The organism is Micromonospora sp. NPDC047644, assembly GCF_040704315.1.
Lineage (GTDB): Bacteria > Actinomycetota > Actinomycetes > Mycobacteriales > Micromonosporaceae > Micromonospora.
The window spans coordinates 129,581-149,782 of the sequence record NZ_JBEYSY010000017.1 but is presented as its reverse complement, the minus strand read 5'-3'; the positions used below and the strand labels follow the sequence as shown (position 1 = coordinate 149,782).

Genomic DNA, 20,202 nt, shown 5'->3' with positions numbered 1-20,202 from the left:
CCACAGGAGGACACCAGTGGCGAAGGCTAAGTTCGAGCGGACTAAGCCGCACGTCAACATCGGCACCATTGGTCACATCGACCACGGTAAGACGACGCTGACGGCGGCCATCACCAAGGTCCTGCACGACCAGTACCCGGACCTGAACCCCTACACGCCGTTCGACGAGATCGACAAGGCGCCGGAGGAGAAGGCCCGCGGTATCACGATCTCGATCGCGCACGTCGAGTACCAGACCGAGTCGCGGCACTACGCGCACGTCGACTGCCCTGGGCACGCCGACTACATCAAGAACATGATCACCGGTGCCGCGCAGATGGACGGCGCGATCCTGGTGGTCGCGGCGACCGACGGTCCGATGCCGCAGACCCGCGAGCACGTGCTGCTGGCCCGTCAGGTCGGTGTGCCGTACATCGTCGTGGCGCTCAACAAGAGCGACATGGTCGACGACGAGGAGCTCCTGGAGCTCGTCGAGCTCGAGGTCCGCGAGCTGCTCTCCTCGCAGGAGTACCCGGGTGACGACCTGCCGGTCGTTCGGGTTTCGGCGCTGAAGGCCCTCGAGGGTGACCCCGAGTGGACCGGCAAGCTGCTGGACCTGATGACCGCTGTCGACACCTCGATCCCGCAGCCGGAGCGCGAGGTTGACAAGCCGTTCCTGATGCCCGTTGAGGACGTCTTCACGATCACCGGTCGTGGCACCGTCGTCACCGGTCGCGTGGAGCGCGGCGTTCTCCTGCCGAACGAGGATGTTGAGCTCGTCGGTATCAAGGAGAAGAGCTTCAAGACCAAGGTCACCGCGATCGAGATGTTCCGGAAGACCCTGGACGACGCCCGCGCAGGCGAGAACGTCGGCCTGCTGCTGCGTGGTACCAAGCGCGACGAGGTCGAGCGCGGCATGGTCGTCGTGAAGCCGGGCTCGAACACCCCGCACACGGAGTTCGAGGCGACGGTCTACATCCTCTCCAAGGAGGAGGGTGGCCGTCACACCCCGTTCTTCCAGAACTACCGTCCCCAGTTCTACTTCCGGACCACGGACGTCACCGGTGTCGTCACCCTCCCCGAGGGCACCGAGATGGTCATGCCGGGTGACAACACCTCGATGTCGGTGAAGCTGATCCAGCCCATCGCCATGGAGGAGAACCTCAAGTTCGCGATCCGCGAGGGTGGCCGCACCGTCGGCGCCGGGTTCGTCACCAAGATTAACAAGTGAACTAGGTAACCCCGATTAGACCCGCCGCCGGTCGTGCGGCATACTAGTCAGGTTGCGTAACGACAGTTCGTCGCCTGTGTTCGGCTTTCGCTGAACCTCCGGGTGGCGAGGCAGTCGAGCGTAGGGTGGTTGGCGACCCAGTCGCCAACCACCCTCGCACGGCGTTCAGGTCGCGGTAATGCGATCGGCGCCTTGACCCCCAGTGCGGTCAGCACCACTCCGGTACCTAGGGGCGGAGCTCGGCCCGAGGGCGCGACACGCCCGACCGCGGGGGTCGGCGAAGTGGGCCTGTACCAGCCGGTACAGGCGCCCGCAACACAGCGGCATCGAGAGAAGGAACAGAAGCCACCATGGCGGGACAGAAGATCCGCATCCGGCTCAAGGCCTATGACCACGAGGTCGTCGACTCCTCGGCTCGGAAGATCGTCGAGACGGTGACGCGCACCGGGGCGCAGGTCGCGGGCCCGGTGCCGCTGCCCACGGAGATCAACCGTTTCTGCGTTATCCGCTCGCCGCACAAGTACAAGGACTCGCGCGAGCACTTCGAGATGCGCACTCACAAGCGGCTGATCGACATCATCGACCCGACCCCGAAGACGGTCGACTCGCTCATGCGCCTCGACCTGCCGGCTGGCGTCGACATCGAGATCAAGCTGTAGGGACCGGACAAATGGACAGGCAAGTCAAGGGGATCCTGGGCGCCAAGCTCGGCATGACCCAGGTCTGGGAGAACAACCGCGTTGTTCCCGTGACCGTGGTCGAGGCCGGCCCGTGCGTCATCAGCCAGGTTCGTAGCGCCGAGAAGGACGGTTACTCCGCGGTCCAGCTCGCGTACGGCACCATCGACCCGCGCAAGGTCAAGAAGCCGGTCAGCGGGCACTACGCCAAGGCGGACGTGGCGCCGCGCCGGCACATCGTCGAGCTGCGCACCACTGACGCCGGGGAATACTCGCTCGGGCAGGAAGTCACTGTCGAGGAGTTCCCGGCCGGCGTCACCATCGACGTCACCGGCAAGACCAAGGGCAAGGGCTACGCCGGCCCGATGAAGCGGCACGGCTTCCACGGCCTGGGCGCCGGGCACGGCGTCGAGCGCAAGCACCGCTCGCCCGGCTCGATCGGCGCCTGCGCCACTCCGGGGCGTGTCTTCAAGGGCACCCGGATGGCCGGCCGTATGGGTGGCGTTCGGTACACCGTGCAGAACCTCACCGTCCAGGCGGTCGACACCGAGAACAACCTGCTGCTCGTCCGGGGTGCCATTCCTGGTCCCAAGGGCGCGCTCGTTCTGGTCCGTACCGCGGCCAAGAGCAAGGTGAAGAAGGGCGGTGCGGCCAAGTGACCACCGTTGACGTGCGCACCGTCGAAGGCACCACCAGCGGCTCCGTGGAGCTGCCGGAGGACATCTTCGACGTGCAGGCCAACGTCGCGCTGATGCACCAGGTCGTGGTGGCCCAGCTCGCGGCGGCCCGACAGGGCACGCACAAGGCCAAGACCCGCGGCGAGGTCGCCGGTGGCGGCAAGAAGCCGTACAAGCAGAAGGGCACCGGTCGCGCCCGGCAGGGCTCGATCCGCGCGCCGCAGTTCGCCGGCGGTGGCGTCGTGCACGGTCCCGTGCCGCGCGACTACAGCCAGCGGACCCCGAAGAAGATGAAGGCCGCCGCTCTGCGGGGTGCCCTCTCCGACCGGGCCCGCGCCGGGCAGGTGCACGTCGTCGAGGCGTTCGTCTCGGGCGAGAAGCCGTCGACCAAGGCGGCCCTGGCCACGCTGACCAAGCTCACCGAGGCCCGTCGGGTCCTGGTCGTGCTGAGCAGCACCGACGAGCTGAACTGGGTGTCGCTGCGCAACGAGCCGCGGGTGCACCTGATCGAGTCCGGCCAGCTGAACACGTACGACGTGCTCGTGGCCGACGACGTGGTCTTCACCAAGGACGCCCTGGACGAGTTCCTGGGCGTGCCCGCCGAGACCACCGAGGAGGGTGGCAAGTGAGCACGATCGCCGACCCGCGCGACATCATCGTGGCGCCGGTCGTCTCGGAGAAGAGCTACAGCGAGCTGAACCGGAACTGGTACACCTTCCTGGTGCACCCGGACGCGAACAAGACCGAGATCAAGATCGCTATCCAGCAGATCTTCAACGTCCGCGTCCTGACGGTCAACACGCTCAACCGCCAGGGTAAGCGCAAGCGCACCAAGACCGGCTTCGGTCAGCGCAAGGCGACCAAGCGGGCGATCGTGAAGCTGGCTGACGGTGACCGCATCGAGGCCTTCGGCGGCCCGGTCAGCTGAGGGGTGTAGACAATGGCTATCCGTAAGTACAAGCCGACGACGCCGGGCCGACGTGGCTCGAGTGTCGCTGACTTCGCCGAGATCACCCGGTCCACGCCGGAGAAGTCGCTGCTGGCTCCGCTGCCGAAGAAGGGCGGGCGTAACGCCCACGGCCGGATCACCACGCGGCACCACGGTGGCGGTCACAAGCGCCAGTACCGTCTGATCGACTTCAAGCGGGTCGACAAGGACGGCGTGCCGGCGAAGGTCGCTCACATCGAGTACGACCCGAACCGCACGGCGCGCATCGCGCTGCTGCACTACGCCGACGGCGAGAAGCGCTACATCCTCGCGCCGAAGGACATGAAGCAGGGCGACCGCGTCGAGTCCGGTCCGGGCGCCGACATCAAGCCGGGTAACAACCTGCCGCTGCGCAACATCCCGGTCGGTACCACGATCCACAACGTGGAGCTGCGTCCGGGTGGCGGGGCCAAGCTGGCCCGTTCCGCCGGCGTCGGCATCCAGCTGCTCGGCCGTGAGGGCGCGTACGCGACCCTGCGTATGCCGTCCGGCGAGATCCGGCGGGTGGACGTGCGCTGCCGCGCCAGCGTCGGCGAGATCGGCAACGCCGACCAGTCGAACATCAACTGGGGTAAGGCCGGCCGGATGCGGTGGAAGGGCAAGCGCCCGACCGTCCGTGGTGTCGCCATGAACCCGGTCGACCACCCGCACGGTGGTGGTGAGGGTAAGACCTCCGGTGGTCGCCACCCGGTCAACCCGCAGGGTAAGCCCGAGGGCCGCACCCGCCGTAAGGGCCAGCCGAGTGACCGGCTGATCGTCCGCCGTCGCTACGCCACGCGTAAGCGCGGCTGAGGGAGATAAGACATGCCTCGCAGCCTGAAGAAGGGCCCGTTCGTAGACGACCACCTGCTCAAGAAGGTGGAAGTTCAGAACGACAAGGGCTCCAAGAACGTGATCAAGACCTGGTCGCGGCGCTCGACGATCATCCCCGAGATGCTGGGGCACACGATCGCCGTGCATGACGGACGCAAGCACGTCCCGGTGTTCGTGACCGAGGCGATGGTCGGGCACAAGCTCGGCGAGTTCGCGCTGACCCGCACGTTCAAGGGTCACGAGAAGGACGACCGGAAGAGCCGTCGGCGCTGACGCCGCCAGGCATACGGATAGAGGGAACAAGGGGTTACAGCGATGCCAGGAAAGGGCGACGCTCCGGTGCTTCCGGGCGCGCGGGCGGTTGCGCGGCACGTGCGCATCTCGCCGATGAAGGCGCGCCGGGTGGTCAACCTCGTCCGCGGCCTGCCCGCGAAGGAGGCGCTCACGGTGCTGCAGTTCGCGCCGCAGGCTGCGAGCGAGCAGGTGTACAAGGTGCTCGCTAGCGCGATCGCCAACGCGGAGAACAACGAGCGGCTGGACCCCGACGCGCTGCTCGTCAGCGAGGCCTTCGTGGACGAGGGCCCGACGATGAAGCGGTTCCAGCCGCGGGCGCAGGGTCGGGCGTACCGGATCCGCAAGCGCACCTGCCACATCACCGTGGCGGTCGAAGCGGTCGCGCCGGCAGCGCCGAGGAAGGCCGCGGCGAAGAAGGCCGCCCCGGCCACGGAGGCCGCACCGGCCGAAGCGCAGAGCAAGACGGAGGACGCCGAGTAATGGGTCAGAAGGTTCACCCCACTGGGTTCCGGCTCGGCATCTCGACCGACTGGAAGTCCCGCTGGTTCGCGGACAAGCTCTACAAGGACTACATCGGCGAGGATGTCAAGATCCGCCGCATGATGTCCAAGGGCCTCGAGCGTGCCGGGATTTCCAAGGTCGACATCGAGCGCACCCGCGACCGGGTTCGGGTCGACATCCACACCGCCCGGCCGGGCATCGTCATCGGCCGTAAGGGTGCGGAGGCCGACCGGATCCGCGGCGAGCTTGAGAAGCTCACCGGCAAGCAGGTTCAGCTGAACATCATCGAGGTGAAGAACCCCGAGTCGGACGCTCAGCTGGTCGCGCAGGGCGTGGCCGAGCAGCTGTCCAGCCGGGTCAGCTTCCGTCGGGCGATGCGCAAGGCCATGCAGTCGGCGATGAAGAACCCGGCCTGCAAGGGCATCCGGGTTCAGGTCTCGGGTCGCCTCGGCGGCGCCGAGATGAGCCGGACCGAGTTCTACCGTGAGGGCCGGGTTCCGCTGCACACGCTGCGGGCCAACATCGAGTACGGCTTCTTCGAGGCCCGTACCACGTTCGGTCGGATCGGTGTGAAGGTCTGGATCTACAAGGGCGACGCCGTCCCGGGCCGGGAAGCTCCGGCCGAGGCCGGTCCGTCCCGCCCGCGTCGTGGTGAGCGCGGCGACCGTCCCGAGCGTCCGCGCCGTGGCCGGTCGGGTTCGTCCGGCACCACGGCTGGTGGCACCGAGGCCGGTCGGGCTGCTGCGACCACCATCGCGCAGCAGGCCGAGACGCCGAGCGGCGAGCCGGTCGACAGCGCAGCTGTCGCCGCCGCTGCTGCTCCGGCAGAAACGCAGCAGGAGGGCTGACAGATGCTGATGCCGCGCAAGCCCCCGAAGGGCTTCCGCAAGCCGCACCACCCGGACCGCAGTGGCGCGTCCAAGGGTGGTAACCGGGTGGTGTTCGGCGAGTTCGGGATTCAGGCTCTCGAGCCGGCGTACGTGACGAACCGGCAGATCGAGTCGGCACGTATCGCGATGACTCGCCACATCAAGCGTGGTGGCAAGGTCTGGATCACGATCTTCCCGGACCAGGCCCTCACCAAGAAGCCTGCCGAGACCCGGATGGGTTCCGGTAAGGGCTCGCCCGAGTGGTGGGTTGCCAACGTCAAGCCGGGGCGGGTTCTCTTCGAGATGTCCTTCCCCAACGAGCAGACCGCGCGAGAGGCCATGCGTCGCGCGATCCACAAGCTCCCGATGAAGTGCCGCATTGTTACGCGCGAAGTGGGTGAATCCTGATGGCAGCGGGCGTTAAGGCGACCGAGCTGCGTGAGCTCTCCGAAGAGGAGCTGGTCACGAAGCTGCGGGAGGCCAAGGCGGAGCTGTTCAACCTCCGCGTGCAGGCCGCAACCGGGCAGCTGGACAACAACCGGCGGCTGCAGGTCATCCGTCGGGAGATCGCCCGGATCTACACGATCATGCGCGAGCGCGAGCTGGGGCTCTCGGCCGCGCCGACTGAGGTGACTGCATCATGACCGAAGACACCGCCACCGCCACCGCGCGGTCCCGCCGCAAGGTCCGTGAGGGCCTGGTGGTCAGCGACAAGATGGACAAGACCGTCGTGGTCGAGGTCGAGGACCGGGTTCGGCACGCTCTGTACGGCAAGATCATGCGCCGTACGAGCAAGCTGAAGGTGCACGACGAGCAGAACGCCGCTGGCACCGGTGACCGGGTTCTCATCATGGAGACCCGGCCGCTGAGCGCCACCAAGCGTTGGCGGATCGTGGAGATCCTGGAAAAGGCCAAGTAGCGAAGGCTCGAGCTCGCCCGGCGTTGCGTCGGGCGTAGGTTCCGCCAGGCTCCGGCCGCTACGGCGGCCGGAGAACCGGCAGACATAGGAGATAGACGTGATTCAGCAGGAGTCGCGACTGCGCGTCGCCGACAACACGGGTGCTCGGGAGATCCTGTGCATCCGGGTTCTCGGTGGCTCGGGTCGGCGCTACGCGAGTATCGGCGACGTCATCGTGGCCACGGTCAAGGACGCGATCCCGGGTGCCGGTGTGAAGAAGGGCGACGTCGTCAAGGCTGTCGTCGTTCGCACCGCCAAGGAGAAGCGGCGTCCGGACGGCTCGTACATCCGCTTCGACGAGAACGCCGCCGTCATCATCAAGGACGGCGGGGACCCGCGTGGAACCCGTATCTTCGGCCCGGTGGGCCGGGAGCTGCGGGACAAGCGGTTCATGAAGATTATTTCCCTCGCGCCGGAGGTGTTGTGACCGTGAAGGTCAAGAAGGGCGACACGGTCGTCGTCATCGCCGGCAAGGACAAGGGTGCCAAGGGCAAGGTCATTCAGGCCTACCCGCGGCAGGACAAGGTCCTGGTCGAGGGCGTGAACCGGGTCAAGAAGCACACCCGCATCAGCACCACCCAGCGTGGCGCCAAGACCGGTGGCATCGTCACCCAGGAGGCCCCGATCCACGTCTCGAACGTGCAGGTCCTGGACTCCGACGGCAAGCCGACCCGCGTCGGTTACCGGATCGACGACAACGGCCAGAAGGTCCGCATCGCGCGTAGCACCGGTAAGGACCTGTGATGACCACGGCTACCGAAAAGACCCTGCCGCGCCTCAAGGAGCGGTACCGCAACGAGATCGTGGCCCAGCTGCGTGAGCAGCACAGCTACGGCAACCCCATGCAGGTGCCGCGGCTGGTCAAGATCGTCGTCAACATGGGTGTCGGCGAGGCTGCTCGCGACGCCAAGCTGATCGACGGCGCGGTCCGCGACCTCGCCACGATCACCGGCCAGAAGCCGCAGGTGCGGCGGGCGACCAAGTCCATCGCGCAGTTCAAGCTCCGCGAGGGCATGCCGATCGGCGCGAAGGTCACCCTTCGCGGCGACCGGATGTGGGAGTTCATGGACCGGCTGCTCTCCATCGCGCTGCCGCGTATCCGCGACTTCCGCGGCCTGGACGGGCGCAAGCTGGACGGGCACGGCAACTACACGTTCGGTCTGACCGAGCAGTCGGTGTTCCACGAGATCGACCAGGACCGGATCGATCGCCAGCGGGGCATGGACATCACGGTGGTCACGACCGCCACGACCGACGACGAGGGCCGGGCGCTGCTCAAGCTCCTGGGCTTCCCGTTCAAGGAGAACTGAGATGGCCAAGAAGGCGCTGATCATCAAGGCGGCCGCGAAGCCGAAGTTCTCGGTTCGCGCGTACACCCGCTGCCAGCGGTGCGGGCGTCCGAAGGCGGTCTACCGCAAGTTCGGGCTCTGCCGGGTCTGCATCCGGGAGATGGCTCACCGCGGTGAGCTGCCGGGCGTGTCCAAGGCTTCCTGGTAAGGGCGACCGCGTCCCGGCCGTCGGCCGGGAACTCCTGCACCGATTAGGTATTGCTCTTCGCCGTAGGCCCGGGGCTGATGCCCCGGGAACCCCGGCGAGAAAGGCTGACGAAATCCATGACGATGACCGACCCGATCGCAGACATGCTCACGCGTCTGCGTAACGCCAACCAGGCGTACCACGATCAGGTGAAGATGCCCTACTCCAAGATCAAGGCGAACATCGCCGAGGTCTTGAAGGCCGAGGGTTACATCGCCACCTGGTCGGTCGAGGAGCCCGAGGAGGGCGCCGTCGGCAAGCGACTGGTCGTCGAGCTGAAGTACGGCCAGAACCGCGAGCGGAGCCTGGCCGGCATCAAGCGCGTGTCCAAGCCCGGTCTCCGGGTGTACGCCAAGTCGGACGGGCTCCCGCGGGTGCTCGGTGGGCTGGGCGTGGCGATCATTTCGACGTCCCAGGGGCTGCTGACCGACCGGCAGGCCCGCAAGCGGAGTGTTGGCGGGGAAGTCCTCGCCTTCGTCTGGTAACGGGAGACAGGTAGAAATGTCGCGAATTGGACGTAAGTCGATCCCGGTGCCAGCCGGCGTCGACATCACGATCGACGGACAGACCGTCAAGGTCAAGGGGCCCAAGGGCCAGCTTGAGCACATCCTCGCCGAGCCGATCACGATCGAGCGGGCCGAGGACGGCCAGCTGAGCGTCAACCGGCCGAACGACGAGCGCAAGGCCAAGGAGCTCCACGGCCTGAGCCGTACGCTGGTTGCCAACATGATCGTCGGGGTCACCGAGGGCTACCGCAAGAGCCTGGAGATCGCCGGCACCGGTTACCGGGTCACCGCCAAGGGTTCGGACCTCGAGTTCGCGCTCGGGTTCTCGCACCCGGTGGTCGTCTCCGCCCCGGCGGGCATCACCTTCACGGTGGAGCGGCCGACGCTGTTCCACGTGGCTGGCATCGACAAGCAGCAGGTCGGTGAGGTCGCCGCCAACATCCGGAAGATCCGCCCGCCGGAGCCCTACAAGGGCAAGGGCGTCAAGTACCAGGGCGAGGTCATCCGCCGCAAGGCTGGAAAGGCAGGTAAGAAGTGAGCGCCACGCTGCTCAAGCGCCGCCGCGGTGTCGCCGCCAAGCGCGCCGTCGGGCGTGCGCGTCGACACTTCCGCGTCCGCAAGAACGTCAGCGGTACGGCCGAGCGTCCGCGCCTGGTCGTCACCCGCTCGCTGCGGCACATGGTCGCCCAGGTCGTCGACGACACCAAGGGTCACACCCTGGCGTCGGCCTCGACCCTGGACGCCTCGCTGCGCGGTGCGGAGGGCGACAAGAGCGCCCTGGCTGGCAAGGTGGGCGCGCTGCTCGCCGAGCGGGCCAAGGCCGCCGGCGTCTCCAAGGTCGTCTTCGACCGCGGCGGCAACCGGTACGCGGGGCGAGTCGCCGCGCTTGCCGACGCCGCCCGCGAAGCCGGGCTCGAGTTCTAACAACCCCGTCACGAGAGAGAAGGAAGGCTGCTGATGCCAGGTCAACAGCGCCGTGGCGGCGGGTCCGGTGGCAACGAGGGTGGTCGCCGCGACAACCGCCGTGAGGGCGGCCGCGGAAACGCGCCCGTCGAGAAGACCCCGCACCTTGAGCGGGTCGTCGCGATCAACCGCGTCGCCAAGGTCGTGAAGGGTGGTCGTCGCTTCAGCTTCACCGCCCTGGTGATCGTGGGCGACGGCGACGGCACGGTCGGCGTGGGCTACGGAAAGGCCAAGGAGGTGCCCGCGGCCATCGCCAAGGGTGTCGAGGAGGCCAAGAAGCACTTCTTCAAGGTCCCGCGGATCGGTCAGTCGATCCCGCACCCGGTGACGGGTGAGGACGCCGCTGGTGTGGTGCTGCTCAAGCCGGCCTCGGCCGGTACGGGTGTCATCGCCGGTGGACCGGTGCGTGCCGTGCTGGAGTGCGCTGGGATCCACGACGTGCTCTCCAAGAGCCTCGGTTCGTCGAACCCGATCAACATCGTGCACGCCACCGTGGCGGCCCTGAAGGGGCTTGAGTCCCCCGAGCAGGTCGCGGCGCGTCGTGGCCTGCCGGTGGAGGACGTCGCGCCGGCCGCCATGCTGGCGTCGCGTGCGGGGGTGGCGAGCTGATGGCACGCCTGAAGGTCACCCAGCTCCGGTCCGGTATCGGGACCAAGCACAACCAGCGTGAGTCGCTGCGTTCGCTCGGTCTCAAGCGGATCAACGACGTGGTGGTCAAGGAGGACCGGCCCGAGATCCGCGGCATGATCTTCACTGTGAGCCACCTCGTGAAGGTCGAGGAGGTCGAGTAATGACGATCAAGGTGCATCACCTGCGCCCGGCGCCCGGTTCCAAGACCGCGAAGACCCGTGTGGGTCGCGGTGAGGGTTCCAAGGGCAAGACCGCCGGTCGCGGTACCAAGGGCTCCAAGGCCCGCAAGAACATCTCGGCGGCGTTCGAGGGTGGGCAGATGCCCATCCACATGCGCCTGCCGAAGATGAAGGGCTTCAAGAACAAGTTCAAGGTGGTCTTCCAGGTTGTCAACCTGGACCGACTCGCTGAGCTGTTCCCGAATGGTGGTCAGGTCGGCCCGCTGGAGCTCGTTGAGTCCGGCGCGGTTCGCAAGGGCCACCCGGTCAAGGTCCTCGGCACCGGGGATCTCGGCGGTGTGGCGCTCCAGGTGTCCGCGCACGCGTTCAGTGCGTCGGCCAAGGAGAAGATCGCTGCCGCCGGTGGCTCAGTCACCGAGCTGTAAGGCTTACGACCATGGCGCCCGTCCAGTTGAGAGCAACTGGCGGGCGCCATGGTCTGCCTGGGGCGTGAGCGCCCGGTAACATCGGAACCGATTTATGTAGTCGGGCACATCTGCCCGGACCGGGGTGAGGCTGTTAGAGTCCCATCCCAGCCATGGATTGCGGGCACTCGCCCGTGATCCACCCCGACCCGCCAGGGATCACCGGCGGCCCGCCTCGCGCAGGAGGAAGAAGTTGCTGTCCGCCTTTCTCAGTGCGTTCCGTACGCCTGACCTGCGCAAGAAGCTGCTGTTCACAGTAGGCATCATTGCGGTCTACCGGCTGGGCGCAACGCTGCCCAGCCCGGGCGTCTCGTACGGCAACGTGCAGAAGTGCCTCGACACCATCCAGGGTGACACCACCGGGGTGGTGAACCTTCTCAACCTCTTCTCCGGCGGAGCGCTGCTTCAGCTCTCGGTCTTCGCGCTGGGCATCATGCCCTACATCACCGCGTCGATCATCCTGCAGCTGCTGACCGTCGTGATTCCCCGCCTCGAGCAGCTCCGCAAGGAGGGCCAGGCCGGGCAGGCGAAGATCACCCAGTACACCCGCTACCTGACCCTCGGTCTCGGTGTGCTGCAGGCTTCGGCGTTCGTGGCGCTGGCCCGCTCGGGCCAGCTGTTCCAGAACCGCTGCGACCAGTTCCCGATCATCCCCACCGGCACCGGCATCCCGGACTGGCTGACCCTGAGCATCCTGGTGATGACGATGACCGCCGGTACCGGCATGGTCATGTGGCTCGGCGAGCTGATCACCGACCGCGGCGTCGGCAACGGCATGTCCGTCCTGATCTTCACCTCGATCGCGGCGCGGCTGCCCAGCGAGGGCTGGCAGATCAAGACCAGCAAGGGCTGGGACATGTTCGCCCTGGTCATCGCGCTGGTTCTGGTGGTCATCACCGCTGTCACCTTCATCGAGCAGTCGCAGCGCCGGATCCCGGTGCAGTACGCCAAGCGGATGATCGGCCGGCGGATGTACGGCGGCACCTCGACCTACATCCCGCTCAAGGTCAACCAGGCGGGTGTGATCCCGGTCATCTTCGGTTCGTCGCTGCTCTACCTGCCGCAGTTGGCGCTGCAGTTCTTCGACCAGACCGACCCGGGCAAGACCCAGTCGTGGATCCAGAACAACCTGGTCAACCCGAGCAGCCCGATCTACATCTCGGTCTACTTCCTGCTGATCATCTTCTTCACGTACTTCTACGTCTCGATCACGTTCAACCCGACCGAGGTCGCGGACAACATGAAGAAGTACGGCGGGTTCGTGCCGGGTATCCGGCCGGGCAAGCCGACCGCCGACTACCTGGACTTCATCCTCAGCCGGATCACCCTGCCGGGTGCGCTCTACCTCGGCATCATCTCGATCCTGCCGAACTTCTTCTTCATCTGGCTGGACAACCAGCAGTACCAGAACTTCCCGTTCGGCGGCACCGCTGTGCTCATCATGGTCGGCGTCGGTCTAGAGACCGTGAAGCAGATCGAGAGCCAACTCATGCAGCGGAACTACGAAGGGTTCCTGCGGTAGATGAGACTCGTTCTGGTTGGCCCGCCGGGCGCGGGCAAGGGCACGCAGGCCGAGTTCATCGCCGCGCACCTCTCGGTGCCGAAGATTTCGACCGGAGACATCTTCCGGTCGAACGTCACCCAGGGCACGCCGCTCGGTGTCGAGGCGAAGCGGTACATGGATGCGGGCGAGCTGGTTCCGGACGAGGTCACCATCAACATGGTCCGGGACCGGCTGGCCGAGCCCGACGCCAGCGAGGGTTTCCTGCTCGACGGCTTCCCGCGGACGACTCCGCAGGCTGCCGCCCTGGACAAGCTCCTGGCCGATCTGGGCACCGCCCTGGATCTGGTCCTGGAGCTGGTCGTCGACGACGACGAGGTGATCCGGCGGCTCTCCGGCAGGCGTACCTGCCGGGGCTGCGGCAAGATCTGGCACGTCGAGTTCGACGCCACCACCCGGCCCGGCATCTGTGACCGGTGTGGCGCCGAGCTGTTCCAGCGCGACGACGACAAGCCGGAGACGATCGCCACGCGGCTCCGCGAGTACAGCGAGAAGACCGCACCCCTGGTCGACTACTACGGCGCTCAGGGCAAGCTGGTCGGGATCGACGCCACCGGGCCGGTGGAGGACGTCACCACCCGGGCCATCGACGCGCTGCGGTCGTACGGCGGCTGAGGTCCTCCCCGGGCCACGGGGGATAGAGTGCGAACAGCGGGGTACGCGGTATGTGCCCCGCTGAACGGCCACGAAAGGTAACCGCTCCATGCGTCGTCCCCAGCTGGACATCCAGCTGAAGACCCCTGACCAGATCGAGAAGATGCGGGCCGCCGGGCTGGTGGTGGCCGAGGCGTTGCGTCGGATGCGGCAGGCTGTCGCCCCCGGTGTGAGCACCGCCGATCTGGACGCCATCGCGGAGGCGACCATCCGCGAGGCGGGCGGCGTTCCGTCGTTCAAGGGCTACCACGGTTTTCCGGCGTCGATCTGCTCCTCGGTCAACGAGCAGATCGTGCACGCCATCCCGTCGCCGAAGCAGGTGCTCCAGGCGGGTGACCTGATCTCCATCGACTGCGGCGCGGTGCTGGACGGGTGGCACGGCGACTCCGCCATCACGGTCGGGGTCGGTGACGTCGACCCGGCGCTGCTGAAGATGGCCGAGGTCGCCGAGGACGCCATGTGGGCCGGTATCGCCGCCGCTGCGCGTGGTGCGGCCAGCGGCAAGGGCCGCCTCACCGACATCTCGCACGCCGTGGAGACCGCTGTCCGCAAGGGCGGCCGGTACGGCATCGTCGACGGCTATGGCGGGCACGGCATCGGCACCGAGATGCACCAGGACCCGCACGTGCTCAACCACGGTCGGCCGGGTAAGGGTCCTCGACTGGTCACCGGCATGGCCCTGGCCATCGAGCCGATGATCACCATGGCGTCTCCGCGTACCGTCGAGTTGGCCGACGGGTGGACGGTCGTCACCCGGGACGGCTCGGTGGCCGCGCACGTCGAGCACTCGATGGCGCTGTTGCCCGACGGCGTCTGGGTGCTCACCGCGTTCGACGGTGGCCGGGCCCGCCTGGGCGACCTGGTGACCGCCCGCCAACCAGCGGCCACAAAAATTCTCTAATCTCCTCTGTTGATCATGAAGTTATTGCCCCGACACACCGGTGGGGCGGGCAACAACTTCATGATCGACCGCTGGCGGGGGGCGGGCGGGAGTGGCGCGACGGTGGCATGCTTGCCGGCATGGACGGGCGCGACGGGATGCGAGCCGCGGACTCGGACCGTGCGGCGGTGGCTGACCGGTTGCGGGTCGCCCTCGACGAGGGCCGACTGGATCTGCACGAGTACGACGAGCGGTTGCAGCAGGCTTACGCGGCACGCACGTACGCCGACCTCGAGGCCCTGCTGACCGATCTGCCGCCGGCGACGCCGGCGCAGCGGTCGGGCCTGGCGCCGGTCGCCGGGTCGACGGTGAGCCAGCTCGATCCGGCCGTCAGCAGGGGCGTGACCGCGCGCTGGTTGGCCGAGGTGTGGTTCCCGTACCTGTGGGTGATCCCCCTCGTGGTGACCATCTGGGCGGTGACGTCGGTGCTCAGCCAGGATCTGCTCTACTTCTGGCCGGCCTGGGTGGCCGGGCCGTGGGGCGCGGTGCTGGTGGTCCGCACGGTCAGCGGGCTGGCTGCGAAGGAGCCTCAGCGCCAGGCCGTCAAGCGTCAACGCCGCCGGGAGCGCAAGCGGGCGAAGCGCGCCCTCAAACCCGACAACGACCAATCAACCCCCTGAACCCGCCCAACCCCAACGCGCGACCGGACCCACCGCGATTCGGTTGATCATGAAGTTGTTGCCACCGAGGACGGCGTGTCGTGACAACAACTTCATGATCAACGGGGCTGAGGGTGGGGTTCGGAGAGACTCACGCGGGTTGGTGGGTGGTCGGTTTGGCGGGGGACTGCAGGCCGGCGTACACTTTCAGATCGGCGCACAGCGTCCACTCCTGCATGTCCACCCTGCGCTTCGGTGGAAGCGGGAGCCGCGGCTGGCGCGGGCTCTGATTCTCATCAGATTTCCGTGTAAGACGTTGTGGGCCGCCCGGAGCAATCGACGTCAGGACAGCGGAGGACATGCCGAAAAAAGACGGAGCCATTGAGATCGAGGGTCGGGTCATCGAGCCCCTGCCGAACGCCATGTTCCGGGTGGAGCTCGCGAACGGCCACAAGGTGTTGGCTCACATCAGCGGGAAGATGCGGCAGCACTACATCCGTATCCTTCCGGAGGACCGGGTCGTCGTCGAACTTTCGCCGTACGACCTGACCCGCGGGCGCATCGTCTACCGCTACAAGTAGTCCTGACGACGGCCGGGAAGTCCCGTGTCCGTCTTCGACGTCCGGTACCGCGCAGAGCGCGTGACCGGGCCAGATGGGAAGTAAGGCAACCGTGAAGGTCAAGCCGAGCGTCAAGAGGATCTGCAACAAGTGCCGGGTTATCCGCCGGCACGGCCGGGTCATGGTCATCTGCAGCGACCCGCGCCACAAGCAGCGCCAGGGCTGACTCAGCCCGTCCGGCCGGAGCACGGCCGGGTGGCGTTGGTCCAGGCAGATCCCCAGCGACACACACATCACACATGCTCGTCCCAGCCGCGAGCGGTACGCCAGACGTACCTCTGCGTGGCTGACCCCCGGTCGGAGGCCGGGGCCCGCTCGGGCAGCGACCGATCCCGGTCGCCGGCGCTCACCGCGTCGGAAGGACGGGACGGCCGGTAGCGGGGTGGGACGGGTCCACACCTCCGCCACACATCACGAGGAGTACGCCCGCACATGGCACGTCTAGTCGGCGTGGACCTCCCCCGCGAAAAGCGGTTGGAGATCGCGCTCACCTACATCTTCGGGGTCGGTCGCACCCGCGCCCTGGAGACACTCGCCGCCACCGGCATCTCGCCGGACAAGCGCGCTCGGGACCTCACGGACGAGGAGCTCGTGCAGCTCCGCGACCACATCGAGGGCAACTACAAGGTTGAAGGCGACCTGCGCCGCGAGGTCGCCGCTGACATCCGCCGCAAGGTCGAGATCGGCTGCTACGCCGGCATCCGGCACCGCCGGGGCCTGCCCGTGCGTGGCCAGCGGACCAAGACCAACGCCCGGACCCGCAAGGGCCCGAAGCGGACCGTCGCCGGCAAGAAGAAGCCCGGCAAGAAGTAGTTCTTAACCGGATGACGGGGTCGGCAGCCGCCGAGGCGGATCGGGCCGCAACCCAGTCCGGAAAGTCAACTAGGAGCGCACAGACTTATGCCACCGAAGGCTCGTGCCGGAGCCGCTGTAAAGAAGGTCCGGCGCAAGGAACGCAAGAACGTCGCCCACGGGCAGGCGCACATCAAGAGCACGTTCAACAACACCATCGTGTCCATCACGGACCCGACCGGTGCGGTCATCTCCTGGGCCTCCGCTGGCCAGGTCGGCTTCAAGGGCTCCCGCAAGTCGACTCCGTTCGCTGCGCAGCTGGCCGCCGAGGCTGCCGCGCGTCGCGCCATGGAGCACGGCATGCGCAAGGTCGACGTGTTCGTCAAGGGCCCCGGCTCCGGCCGGGAAACCGCCATCCGTTCGCTGCAGGCAGTGGGCCTCGAGGTCGGGCAGATCGCCGACGTCACCCCGCAGCCGCACAACGGGTGCCGTCCGCCGAAGCGTCGCCGGGTCTGAGAGGTAGAGAGAGATGGCTCGTTACACCGGTGCAGACTGCCGCCGTTGCCGGCGGGAGAAGATGAAGCTGTTCCTCAAGGGCAGCAAGTGCGATGGGCCGAAGTGCCCGTTCGAGTCCCGGCCGTTCCCGCCCGGGCAGCACGGCCGCGGCCGCACGAAGGAGACGGAGTACCTGCTCCAGCTCCGCGAGAAGCAGAAGGCCCGTCGCGTTTACGGCGTGCTGGAGAAGCAGTTCCGCGGTTACTACGAGGAAGCCGTTGGCAAGCAGGCCAAGACCGGTGAGGTCCTCCTGCAGATCCTCGAGTCGCGGCTGGACAACGTCGTTTACCGGGCCGGCTTCGCCCACTCGCGGGACATGGCCCGCCAGCTGGTCAAGCACGGTCACTTCACGGTGAACGGCAAGAAGGTCGACATCCCGTCGTACCGCGTCAAGGAGCACGACATCATCGAGGTTCGGGGCAAGAGCAAGGAGCTCACCCCGTTCATCGTCGCGCAGGCTCAGGCCGGCTCGAAGACGGTTCCGGCGTGGCTTGAGGCCATCCCGAGCCAGATGAAGGTGCTCGTGCACTCCCTCCCGGCCCGGCAGGTCATCGACACGCAGGTCCAGGAGCAGTTGATCGTCGAGCTCTACTCCAAGTAGTCCGAGCTCGTTCGGTGGCCCGCCCTTCGGGGCGGGCCACCGGAACAGTTTGTGTCGTGGGCGTCAAATAGCGGGCGTCCCGGAAGAGAAGAGAAAAGATGCTCATCAGCCAGCGACCCTCCCTCTCCGAGGAGTCGATCAACGAGACCCGGTCCCGGTTCGCCATCGAGCCGCTGGAGCCGGGCTTCGGCTACACCCTGGGCAACTCGCTGCGGCGTACGCTGCTGTCGTCGATCCCGGGCGCGGCCGTCACCTCGATCAAGATCGACGGTGTGCTGCACGAGTTCACCACGATCCCCGGTGTCAAGGAGGACGTGGTCGAGCTCGTCATGAACATCAAGGAGCTGTGCGTCAGCTCCGAGCACGACGAGCCGGTCAGCATGTACCTGCGTAAGCAGGGCCCGGGCGACGTGACCGCGGGCGACATCCAGCCCCCGGCCGGCGTCTCGGTGCACAACCCGGACCTCAAGCTCGCCACCCTGAACGGCAAGGGCCGGCTCGACATGGAGCTGACCGTCGAGCGGGGCCGGGGCTACGTGACGGCGGCGCAGAACAAGCAGTCCGGCGCCGAGATCGGCCGGATCCCGGTCGACTCGATCTACTCGCCGGTGCTGAAGGTGACCTACCGCGTCGAGGCGACCCGTGTCGAGCAGCGCACCGACTTCGACCGGCTGATCATCGACGTCGAGACCAAGCCGTCGATGGGTCCGCGTACCGCGCTGGCCTCCGCCGGCTCGACGCTGGTGGAGCTGTTCGGGCTCGCCCGGGAGCTGGACGAGACCGCCGAGGGCATCGACATCGGGCCGTCCCCGCAGGACGCCCAGCTGGCGGCGGACCTCGCTCTGCCGATCGAGGAGCTGGACCTCACCGTCCGCTCCTACAACTGCCTCAAGCGCGAGGGCATCAACTCCGTTGGTGAGCTCATCGGGCGTACCGAGGCCGACCTCCTCGACATTCGCAACTTCGGTCAGAAGTCGATCGACGAGGTCAAGATGAAGCTCGCCGGGATGGGTCTCGGGCTGAAGGACTCGGCTCCGAACTTCGACCCGGCGCACGTCGTGGACACCTTCGGCGAGGCCGACTACGACACCGACGACTACCGCGAGACCGAGCAGCTCTAGTCCGCGCTGCCGCCACAACTGAGGAGCACCAAAAATGCCCACGCCCACCAAGGGCCCCCGCCTCGGCGGCAGCCCCTCGCACGAGCGGCTGATGCTGGCCAACCTGGCGACCGCGCTGTTCCAGCACGGGAAGATCCAGACCACCGAGACGAAGGCCCGGCGGCTGCGCCCGCTGGCCGAGCAGCTCATCACCAAGGCCAAGCGCGGTGACCTCGCCTCGCGGCGTCGGGTGCTGGGTGTCGTCAAGGACAAGGACGTGGTCTACGCCCTGTTCGACCAGATCGCACCCCGGTACTCCAACCGCCCCGGCGGTTACACCCGGATCGTGAAGACCGGTCCGCGCAAGGGTGACAACGCGCCGATGGCCATCATCGAGCTGGTGGAGGAGCTTCAGGTCGCCGAGCCGAAGGTGAACAAGAAGACCGCCGCCCGCAAGGCCGCGCAGCAGGACAAGGTCGAGGCGCTCGCCCCGGCCGACGAGGCCCCGCAGTCGGCTCCGGCCGACCAGGACTCGGAGGCGCCGGTGTCGGCGTCCGGTGACACCGACGCCGCCCGCGAGGACAGCGACGAGGCCACCGAGAACAAGGCCTGATCAAGGGCATCGTCGGGCCCGGCACCCCATCGGGGTGCCGGGCCCGACCCGTAACAGGAGGTACGAGGTGGACGAGCGGATACGGCTGCGGCTGGACGTCTCGTACGACGGCACCGACTTCTCCGGCTGGGCCGCCCAGCCGACCCGACGCACCGTCGCGGGGGTGCTGGTCGAGACCCTGGACCTGATCCTCGGCGTCGGCACCGCCACCGGGCTGACGGTGGCCGGGCGGACCGACGCGGGAGTGCACGCCACCGGTCAGGTGTGCCACGTGGACCTGCCCGTGGACGTGTGGCGTCAGCACGAGGGGCGGCTGTTGCGTCGGCTGGCCCGGCTGCTCCCCACCGACGTGCGGGTACGGGCGATGACCGAGGTGCCGGCCGACTTCGACGCGCGGTTCTCGGCCACCTTCCGGCGCTACGAGTACCGCGTCACCGACGCGCCCTTCGGTGCCGAGCCGTTGCGCCGCCACGAGGTGCTGGCCTGGCCGAAGCCGTTGGACCTGGCCGCGCTGAACGCCGCCGCCACCGGGCTGGTGGGGGAGCACGACTTCGCCGCGTACTGCCGGCGCAAGGAGCACGCCACCACGCTGCGCGAGGTGACCCGGCTGGACTGGCGTCGCGACCCGGACGGCCTCCTGGTCGCCACGGTGCAGGCTGACGCGTTCTGTCAGGCGATGGTGCGCAGCCTGGTGGGAGCCATGCTGGTGGCCGGGGACGGCCGCCGTCCGGTCGAGTGGCCGGGAACCCTGCTCAGCCAGCGGGAGCGGTCCAGCGAGGTGACGGTGGCCCCCGCGCGCGGGCTGACCCTGGTCGCCGTCGGCTACCCGGCGGATCCGGCCGAGTACGCCCAACGGGCGACCTTTACCCGCCGGCTGCGAGTTCCGATCGAGGGCTGACCGT

Annotated in this window: 34 protein-coding genes; all 34 read left to right on the top strand. The window is 67.6% G+C overall.

Annotated elements, in window-relative coordinates; translation table 11 throughout:
- Nucleotides 1–16: 16 nt before the first annotated feature.
- The 34 genes from tuf to truA all read left to right on the top strand — a co-directional run bounded on the left by tuf (nt 17) and on the right by truA (nt 20,198).
- The gene (gene tuf, locus AB0877_RS26360; RefSeq protein WP_030489585.1) at nt 17–1,210 is read left to right on the top strand and encodes an elongation factor Tu; all 1,194 of its coding nucleotides are present in this window, start codon (nt 17–19) and stop codon (nt 1,208–1,210) included.
- Between the two features lie 350 nt (nt 1,211–1,560).
- On the top strand, nt 1,561–1,869 hold the full coding sequence (gene rpsJ / locus AB0877_RS26355) for a 30S ribosomal protein S10 (RefSeq protein WP_007073037.1): 309 nt from the start codon (nt 1,561–1,563) through the stop codon (nt 1,867–1,869).
- Between the two features lie 11 nt (nt 1,870–1,880).
- Nucleotides 1,881–2,546 carry a 50S ribosomal protein L3 gene (rplC, locus tag AB0877_RS26350; protein WP_366612191.1) on the top strand — a complete coding sequence of 222 codons (666 nt, stop codon included), beginning with the start codon at nt 1,881–1,883 and terminating at the stop codon, nt 2,544–2,546.
- The gene (gene rplD, locus AB0877_RS26345) at nt 2,543–3,193 is read left to right on the top strand and encodes a 50S ribosomal protein L4 (RefSeq protein WP_030489587.1); all 651 of its coding nucleotides are present in this window, start codon (nt 2,543–2,545) and stop codon (nt 3,191–3,193) included. Before rplC ends, rplD begins: the two co-directional genes overlap by 4 nt.
- Nucleotides 3,190–3,492, top strand: a complete 303-nt coding sequence (gene rplW / locus AB0877_RS26340; RefSeq protein WP_007465304.1) for a 50S ribosomal protein L23 — start codon at nt 3,190–3,192, stop codon at nt 3,490–3,492. Before rplD ends, rplW begins: the two co-directional genes overlap by 4 nt.
- Before the next feature lie 12 nt (nt 3,493–3,504).
- Nucleotides 3,505–4,344, top strand: coding sequence for a 50S ribosomal protein L2 (gene rplB, locus AB0877_RS26335; RefSeq protein ID WP_053653944.1), 840 nt, complete (start codon nt 3,505–3,507; stop codon nt 4,342–4,344).
- A gap of 12 nt (nt 4,345–4,356) precedes the next feature.
- Complete coding sequence (gene rpsS, locus AB0877_RS26330; RefSeq protein ID WP_007465299.1) at nt 4,357–4,638, top strand: 30S ribosomal protein S19; 282 nt, start codon at nt 4,357–4,359, stop codon at nt 4,636–4,638.
- Between the two features lie 42 nt (nt 4,639–4,680).
- Nucleotides 4,681–5,139, top strand: a complete 459-nt coding sequence (gene rplV / locus AB0877_RS26325) for a 50S ribosomal protein L22 (RefSeq protein WP_007465297.1) — start codon at nt 4,681–4,683, stop codon at nt 5,137–5,139.
- Nucleotides 5,139–6,008, top strand: a complete 870-nt coding sequence (gene rpsC / locus AB0877_RS26320) for a 30S ribosomal protein S3 (protein ID WP_366612188.1) — start codon at nt 5,139–5,141, stop codon at nt 6,006–6,008. The genes rplV and rpsC overlap by 1 nt, the downstream gene beginning before the upstream one ends.
- A gap of 3 nt (nt 6,009–6,011) precedes the next feature.
- The gene (rplP, locus tag AB0877_RS26315) at nt 6,012–6,437 is read left to right on the top strand and encodes a 50S ribosomal protein L16 (protein ID WP_053653940.1); all 426 of its coding nucleotides are present in this window, start codon (nt 6,012–6,014) and stop codon (nt 6,435–6,437) included.
- Nucleotides 6,437–6,673 (top strand): 50S ribosomal protein L29, encoded by a 237-nt coding sequence (gene rpmC / locus AB0877_RS26310; RefSeq protein WP_007465283.1) that lies wholly within the window; start codon nt 6,437–6,439, stop codon nt 6,671–6,673. The genes rplP and rpmC overlap by 1 nt, the downstream gene beginning before the upstream one ends.
- The gene (rpsQ, locus tag AB0877_RS26305; protein ID WP_112584814.1) at nt 6,670–6,948 is read left to right on the top strand and encodes a 30S ribosomal protein S17; all 279 of its coding nucleotides are present in this window, start codon (nt 6,670–6,672) and stop codon (nt 6,946–6,948) included. Before rpmC ends, rpsQ begins: the two co-directional genes overlap by 4 nt.
- 97 nt (nt 6,949–7,045) lie before the next feature.
- Nucleotides 7,046–7,414 carry a 50S ribosomal protein L14 gene (gene rplN, locus AB0877_RS26300; protein ID WP_007073026.1) on the top strand — a complete coding sequence of 123 codons (369 nt, stop codon included), beginning with the start codon at nt 7,046–7,048 and terminating at the stop codon, nt 7,412–7,414.
- On the top strand, nt 7,411–7,731 hold the full coding sequence (gene rplX, locus AB0877_RS26295) for a 50S ribosomal protein L24 (protein WP_172899047.1): 321 nt from the start codon (nt 7,411–7,413) through the stop codon (nt 7,729–7,731). The genes rplN and rplX overlap by 4 nt, the downstream gene beginning before the upstream one ends.
- A complete protein-coding gene (gene rplE, locus AB0877_RS26290) occupies nt 7,731–8,297 on the top strand; it encodes a 50S ribosomal protein L5 (protein WP_196919809.1) in 567 nt (188 codons plus the stop codon). The genes rplX and rplE overlap by 1 nt, the downstream gene beginning before the upstream one ends.
- 1 nt (nt 8,298) lies before the next feature.
- Complete coding sequence (locus tag AB0877_RS26285; protein WP_007465272.1) at nt 8,299–8,484, top strand: type Z 30S ribosomal protein S14; 186 nt, start codon at nt 8,299–8,301, stop codon at nt 8,482–8,484.
- A 116-nt stretch (nt 8,485–8,600) separates the two neighbouring features.
- Entirely contained in the window at nt 8,601–9,008 is a 408-nt protein-coding gene (rpsH, locus tag AB0877_RS26280) for a 30S ribosomal protein S8 (RefSeq protein WP_007465270.1), read from the top strand.
- A 16-nt stretch (nt 9,009–9,024) separates the two neighbouring features.
- Nucleotides 9,025–9,567, top strand: coding sequence for a 50S ribosomal protein L6 (gene rplF / locus AB0877_RS26275; RefSeq protein ID WP_357355002.1), 543 nt, complete (start codon nt 9,025–9,027; stop codon nt 9,565–9,567).
- Between the two features lie 8 nt (nt 9,568–9,575).
- On the top strand, nt 9,576–9,953 hold the full coding sequence (rplR, locus tag AB0877_RS26270) for a 50S ribosomal protein L18 (RefSeq protein ID WP_181518401.1): 378 nt from the start codon (nt 9,576–9,578) through the stop codon (nt 9,951–9,953).
- 33 nt (nt 9,954–9,986) lie between these two features.
- Nucleotides 9,987–10,601 (top strand): 30S ribosomal protein S5, encoded by a 615-nt coding sequence (rpsE, locus tag AB0877_RS26265; protein WP_013288621.1) that lies wholly within the window; start codon nt 9,987–9,989, stop codon nt 10,599–10,601.
- Nucleotides 10,601–10,783: a 50S ribosomal protein L30 gene (rpmD, locus tag AB0877_RS26260; RefSeq protein WP_007465262.1), complete on the top strand. Its 183-nt coding sequence runs from the start codon at nt 10,601–10,603 to the stop codon at nt 10,781–10,783. The genes rpsE and rpmD overlap by 1 nt, the downstream gene beginning before the upstream one ends.
- The gene (gene rplO, locus AB0877_RS26255; RefSeq protein WP_030329906.1) at nt 10,783–11,226 is read left to right on the top strand and encodes a 50S ribosomal protein L15; all 444 of its coding nucleotides are present in this window, start codon (nt 10,783–10,785) and stop codon (nt 11,224–11,226) included. Before rpmD ends, rplO begins: the two co-directional genes overlap by 1 nt.
- A 232-nt stretch (nt 11,227–11,458) precedes the next feature.
- A complete protein-coding gene (gene secY, locus AB0877_RS26250) occupies nt 11,459–12,787 on the top strand; it encodes a preprotein translocase subunit SecY (RefSeq protein WP_366612185.1) in 1,329 nt (442 codons plus the stop codon).
- Nucleotides 12,788–13,441 (top strand): adenylate kinase, encoded by a 654-nt coding sequence (locus AB0877_RS26245; RefSeq protein ID WP_088950228.1) that lies wholly within the window; start codon nt 12,788–12,790, stop codon nt 13,439–13,441. It abuts the gene before it with no gap.
- An 88-nt stretch (nt 13,442–13,529) separates the two neighbouring features.
- Nucleotides 13,530–14,381 carry a type I methionyl aminopeptidase gene (gene map / locus AB0877_RS26240; protein ID WP_366612183.1) on the top strand — a complete coding sequence of 284 codons (852 nt, stop codon included), beginning with the start codon at nt 13,530–13,532 and terminating at the stop codon, nt 14,379–14,381.
- A gap of 119 nt (nt 14,382–14,500) precedes the next feature.
- Entirely contained in the window at nt 14,501–15,040 is a 540-nt protein-coding gene (locus AB0877_RS26235) for a DUF1707 domain-containing protein (RefSeq protein ID WP_366612181.1), read from the top strand.
- Between the two features lie 338 nt (nt 15,041–15,378).
- A complete protein-coding gene (gene infA, locus AB0877_RS26230; protein WP_007073013.1) occupies nt 15,379–15,600 on the top strand; it encodes a translation initiation factor IF-1 in 222 nt (73 codons plus the stop codon).
- Between the two features lie 91 nt (nt 15,601–15,691).
- Nucleotides 15,692–15,805, top strand: a complete 114-nt coding sequence (gene rpmJ, locus AB0877_RS26225) for a 50S ribosomal protein L36 (protein WP_043965539.1) — start codon at nt 15,692–15,694, stop codon at nt 15,803–15,805.
- Nucleotides 15,806–16,071: 266 nt separating this feature from the next.
- Nucleotides 16,072–16,452 carry a 30S ribosomal protein S13 gene (gene rpsM / locus AB0877_RS26220; RefSeq protein WP_030329917.1) on the top strand — a complete coding sequence of 127 codons (381 nt, stop codon included), beginning with the start codon at nt 16,072–16,074 and terminating at the stop codon, nt 16,450–16,452.
- A gap of 87 nt (nt 16,453–16,539) precedes the next feature.
- Entirely contained in the window at nt 16,540–16,947 is a 408-nt protein-coding gene (gene rpsK / locus AB0877_RS26215; RefSeq protein WP_030329919.1) for a 30S ribosomal protein S11, read from the top strand.
- Nucleotides 16,948–16,960: 13 nt separating this feature from the next.
- Nucleotides 16,961–17,587: a 30S ribosomal protein S4 gene (gene rpsD / locus AB0877_RS26210; protein WP_030329921.1), complete on the top strand. Its 627-nt coding sequence runs from the start codon at nt 16,961–16,963 to the stop codon at nt 17,585–17,587.
- 98 nt (nt 17,588–17,685) lie between these two features.
- Entirely contained in the window at nt 17,686–18,708 is a 1,023-nt protein-coding gene (locus AB0877_RS26205; RefSeq protein ID WP_007465227.1) for a DNA-directed RNA polymerase subunit alpha, read from the top strand.
- 34 nt (nt 18,709–18,742) lie between these two features.
- Nucleotides 18,743–19,300, top strand: a complete 558-nt coding sequence (gene rplQ, locus AB0877_RS26200; protein ID WP_210820368.1) for a 50S ribosomal protein L17 — start codon at nt 18,743–18,745, stop codon at nt 19,298–19,300.
- A 67-nt stretch (nt 19,301–19,367) separates the two neighbouring features.
- On the top strand, nt 19,368–20,198 hold the full coding sequence (gene truA, locus AB0877_RS26195) for a tRNA pseudouridine(38-40) synthase TruA (RefSeq protein WP_366612177.1): 831 nt from the start codon (nt 19,368–19,370) through the stop codon (nt 20,196–20,198).
- Nucleotides 20,199–20,202 lie beyond the last annotated feature (4 nt).